General features: G+C 57.4%; 4 protein-coding genes and 1 pseudogene. All 5 read right to left on the reverse strand.

Annotated elements, in window-relative coordinates; all coding sequences use genetic code 11:
• Positions 1-163: 163 nt before the first annotated feature.
• A complete protein-coding gene (locus Q1B15_RS17030) occupies positions 164-1,138 on the reverse strand; it encodes an MFS transporter (protein ID WP_299755898.1) in 975 nt (324 codons plus the stop codon).
• Between the two features lie 58 nt (positions 1,139-1,196).
• Positions 1,197-1,349: pseudogene (locus tag Q1B15_RS17035) on the reverse strand (IS6 family transposase); the annotation flags it as partial.
• A gap of 288 nt (positions 1,350-1,637) precedes the next feature.
• The gene (locus Q1B15_RS17040; protein ID WP_299755901.1) at positions 1,638-2,156 is read right to left on the reverse strand and encodes an OsmC family protein; all 519 of its coding nucleotides are present in this window, start codon (positions 2,154-2,156) and stop codon (positions 1,638-1,640) included.
• Between the two features lie 15 nt (positions 2,157-2,171).
• A complete protein-coding gene (locus Q1B15_RS17045) occupies positions 2,172-4,109 on the reverse strand; it encodes a tripartite tricarboxylate transporter permease (protein WP_299755904.1) in 1,938 nt (645 codons plus the stop codon).
• 97 nt (positions 4,110-4,206) lie between these two features.
• The coding region (locus tag Q1B15_RS17050) for a hypothetical protein (protein ID WP_299755906.1) at positions 4,207-4,476 on the reverse strand (270 nt) is incomplete at its 5' end.

Below are 4,476 nucleotides of genomic sequence, written 5' to 3' on the forward strand. Positions count from 1 at the left end.
GAAGCAGTAGCGAAGCACATCTCTGTACCTTCCAAATGGCAGAAATTGAGCGACAGTACCGCCCTCAACAGGGTCCACAACAGCGCCGCGGATAGGAAAATGTGCAGGATTGCACTGGTCTGCGTTCTGGTTGGAGCGCGAACAATCAAGTTTGTTGCTAGATTCAAGATTTATGAGACGCACCAAGCGTCGGCACTCGCCACCTCACAGCGCCAAGGCCCACAAGTGCAAGCGCTGTAAGCCCCGCGCCTGCGAGAAACGTCGCCTGCGGGCCGAGGCTATCCCAAAGTGCTCCTGCTAGTATGCTTGCAGCCAGAAGAGCCAAGCCGACCGATAGACTGAATACTCCGTAAGCGGTGCCACGTAAGTCTTGCGGTGCAGTATCGGCTACTAATGTCGCCAACAGCCCTTGTGTGACACCCATGTCCAGGCCCCAAAGCGCAACCCCAATCGCAATTCCAACCAGACCGGACGACAAAGCAAGGACAAGATCGGCGACGATAAGCAGTGCGAAGCCGATAATCAGCACGGTAAGTCTGTTGTACCGGTCAGACAGCACCCCTGCGGGATATGCGGCTATTGAGTAGACGATATTCATAACAACTAGCACCATTGGGATGAGCACCAACGGTAGCCCTGTTCCTTGCGCCCGAAGGATTAGAAATGCCTCGCTGAACCGCGCTAGCGTGAAAACGGTGGCCACTGCCACAACGAGCCAGTACGCAGATCCCAGACGCTTGAGTTCAGGTAGGCTCAAGGGAAATCGGACTTTGCGCAGTGCCTCAGGACGTTCCGGTTCATGCACTGCGAACAGCAGCAGACCGAGCGCCAAAAAAGCCGGAATAACTGCAAACCAGAATACGGTCTGAAAATTGTTAGCGGTTACCCACATCAAACCCATCGCCAGAAGTGGACCCAGAAAGGCCCCGACAGTGTCGAGCGACTGCCGTAGTCCAAAACTAGCGCCGCGCAGGTGGGCAGGCGCAATATCAGCAACCAAAGCATCACGTGGTGCGCCGCGAATGCCTTTTCCGATACGGTCAACAAAGCGGGCGGCCACCACCCAGCTGATCGAGGCCGCGAGCGGAAACACACAAAAGCAGCGCGCCGAGTCTTCTCCCAGATCAGATAAGCACATTGTTTTCGGCTTTGTCACGCTAACCCAGATGAACGGAATATGCCGACGTAACTCCAGATCAAGCGGCCACAATTTCGGACCATTCACGGAATGCCTTGGCGCGGGTTTGATGGAGTGTTTGGGCGGAGACCAGATGGCGCTGCAAATTGAATTGGTTGTAGATAGCATCGTGAACAGACAGAAATCGCTGTATTGATCCGGGTGATTTGAACCGTCCCTTTCGCCGCTCTCGTCATCGCCTTGGCACCCGCTTGTCTTATGATTTGAGTTGTTCCTGTGCGACGCTGGAACGGCTGTCCGGCACAGCATTTATACTGGGCAGCGGCGCCCAGTTGATCCCAAGGACGCCCTCCGGCTACGTCGCAGGCTCGGACTATAGGAAGGACGGTCAAGCGGCAGGATATTAAATGACTGAGAACTGGCGGCGCTTTCAGTCTTTTGCGGGTAATGACAACATTATCTTTGGCGCGCGTTTGGTCCTAATTTCCCTAGTCCGCAATCAGACAACGCTGCCTTCATAGTCGTCGGCGGGGCGCTGAACCCAGGTGACATCCATGCCGACCTGTGCGGCCGAGAGGAGGTTCATGACGGGACAGCGGAATTCGACATTCTTGCGCAATTGCTGGAAACGGGCATCGCTTTCATCGCTGTAAACCGTGATATCCAGTTTTGCCGTTTCAAAATATGGGCGGATCCCGGGGACGCCTTTTGGGCCGCGCACGTCGATCTGGCTTTCGCAGGCGAAATCGACGCCCGCGTAGTTGAACTTCATCGCTGTTGCCACGCCGTTGATGATTACGCCGTCACAACCGACCAATGCGATCAGCACTGTCTCTAGCGGGCTTGGTGCCGTGTTGGTGCCGCCAAGAGAGGCAGGCTCATCGGTATAAACAGGGTCAAAATCGCGAACCTGGATCTTAGTTCGGGTGCCCGCAGCGTTGGTCGCCTTGACGTGGCGGATACCGATCTTCTTGGTCACGGGATCGATGGAAGGTTCGATGATATCTGGGTCGATCATGATCAGTCCTTTGAGTTAGCTGAGGCCGGTGAAGGCGCCGACGGGCGCATCGCCACGCAAGACATCGAAAAGCAGCCTCACGATGCCAAAGACAACCGTGCCGTATATGATCCCGGGAACCGGTCGCATTCCTGCGCGGACAAATAGCATCCAAAGGATCAGCGCGACGGTCGGGATGGTGAAGCCGATGGCCCAAAGCGCGACGCCATAGCCGATCAGCACAAGCAGGACAGCAGGTTCCTTGAACTCTCTATCCGTCGATGGGGCATAGTCGCGGATCGCCCGGAACAACAGCCAAAGCGCAAGCGGAAGGCCAGGCAGAAGCGCAAGTGACGGCATCAGACGTGACGAGGCGTTGAAGGTTGTCATCTCGTAAATTGCATAGGCGAACGCGACCGACACCGCGGCGGCAAGGATCATAGAGACAGTCTTGTGATCTTCAGGGTCGGGTAAGTCCAGCGCCTCGGCCGCAACATCGACGTGCCGCGCGCCTCGGCTGCGCCACCACCGGTAAAGGTTCAGCAGCATAGGGATCAGAACGAAAGAGCCGATGATCAGCACGCCGGGGCGCAGCAGCCAGGACCAACCGTGGAGCTGGTTGGCAAGCCAGAAGTACTGCTCCATCGGGCCGGCCAGAACGAAGCCAACAAGGGCCGGCGCACGTGGCCATTGCGCATGTTTCATCATCCAGCCGAGTGTTCCGAGCGCAAACAGCATGAAAATATCGCCCATGGTGCTAGTCGCCTGATAGGCTCCGACGACCATGATCAGGATAAGTGGTGCGGCGATGATACCGAAGGGAATGCGGGTCAGTCGCGCCAGCATCGGCGTAATCGCAAAGCAGAGCGCCGCACCGACGACAGACGACAGGGCCACCGACCAAACGATCAGGAACATCAGGTCGGGGTTCTGCGTGATCATGCGCGGCCCTGGATAATAGCCGAATGAGAAAAGCGCCCCTAGAAAAATCGCTGCCGCGGGTCCGCCGGGAACGCTGAACAGGAGCGTCGGAACAAGATCAGAGATTACTGTGGCATTGTTTGCGCCCTCGGAGGCGGCGATGCCGCGGATTTCGCCCTTGCCAAATTTCGATTTGTCCTTGGTCGAGCGGATAGCATGCCCATAGGCCACCCAGGTCGAAGCAGAGGCGCCAACCGCGGGAACGAAGCCGCCAAATACTCCAATGAGGGACGCCCGCAGCACCAGCCAGCGGTTCTTCCAGAAGTCGCGAAAACCCTCGCCCCAGTTACTGACGGTAATCGGGATATGCGAGATGCCACCACCTGCGGCCAGCATGGAAATTGCTTCGGCCACGCCGAACAGTCCAAGGGCCACGATGGTCAGCGAAAACCCATCCAGCAGATAGACCTGCCCGAAGGTGAACCTAAAATCCGCCGCTGCTGAGGCCGGGCCAACCACCCCCAGAAACAGACCAAGACAGGCAGAGGCCACGCCCTTGGCCAAATCCTTGCCAATCATGGACGACGCAAAGAATAAGCCCACAAGGGCGAACATGAATAACTCGGGCGTGCCAAGCATCAAAACGATAGGACCCGCAACTGGGATGGCTACCAGTAGGATCAGCGCGCCCATCAGCCCGCCAACCATCGAGCTTAAAAACCCCACCCCAAGGGCGCGTGCCGCCTGTCCCTGTTTGGCCAGTGCATGGCCCTCGATAGCAGTCGGCGCCGATGCCGGAGAACCGGGTGCGCCCAAAAGTACCGATGTGATCGTATCGGACGTATAAACCACCGATACGGCGCCTAGCAGCATCGCAAGGCCGGAGAAATCATCGAGGTAATAGATGAACGGCAACAGGATCGAAACGGCTGCAACACCTCCAAGGCCGGGCAACATGCCAAAAACCATGCCCACAAACATACCGGCAAACAACGCCAAAAGTCGGATCGGGTCCAGCAGGGCGTCGAGCGCGGAAAACACGTGTTCCAGCATTAAGAGAGGTGCCTTTTCAAGCGGACATCAAACGACAAAGCCGCCTTTTGTCATGAAGAGGGGTGGCCGAGCATGACCCGGCCACCCCGAAGGATCATCAGAACTTCACGCCGAACTTTGTCGACAGCAGGTCCTTGAGATAGGTACGCACTTCGTCAGAAGGTGACAGAGCTGCTTTGATCGCGTTTTCCGTCGCCGGCCCCGCACTTAGCCGCGCGCCGTTGGTGACTTTCTGGCTTTCCGCCTGAAACTCAGGGTCGGCGTTGATGTCGGCCACGGCCTTGGCGAAAATGTCCAAGACCTCCTGCGGGGTGTCGGGCTTCATGTAGCCAGTCAGGCCGTAGGCATAGGTAACCGAAGCGACGCC

The sequence above is a fragment of the uncultured Boseongicola sp. genome, from assembly GCF_937988555.1.
Classification (GTDB): domain Bacteria; phylum Pseudomonadota; class Alphaproteobacteria; order Rhodobacterales; family Rhodobacteraceae; genus Boseongicola.